Origin of the sequence: Pseudomonas sp. 2995-3 (assembly GCF_002742565.1) — a bacterium.
Lineage (GTDB): Bacteria > Pseudomonadota > Gammaproteobacteria > Pseudomonadales > Pseudomonadaceae > Aquipseudomonas > Aquipseudomonas edaphica.
In genome coordinates this window covers 1-255 of record NZ_LJSB01000408.1, presented here as the reverse complement: position 1 = coordinate 255, position 255 = coordinate 1, and the positions used below count along the sequence as shown (strand labels likewise).

Annotated in this window: 1 pseudogene; it reads left to right on the top strand. The window is 38.0% G+C overall.

The features are described from left to right. Positions 1–181, top strand: a pseudogene (locus tag AOA62_RS31960) (hypothetical protein); the annotation flags it as partial. Between the last annotated feature and the right edge of the window lie 74 nt (positions 182–255).

Below are 255 nucleotides of genomic sequence, written 5' to 3'. Positions count from 1 at the left end.
TCTATTAGGTGAACACATTCCTCAGATGATGCAACACATAAAAGATCTTAAAGGTGCACATCTTCATTTGTATGGTAAAGCAGAAGCAAGGCAAGGCAGAAAGATGGGACATGTTACAGTATTAGGAGAGTCCGTTGAAGAGATCATCGACAACATCAATGAATCACCGATTTGGAAATAGAAACTAAGAAAGCAACTTTAGGAGGAAGAAAATTCTATGATCGAACGTTATACAAGACCAGAAATGGGTGCAAT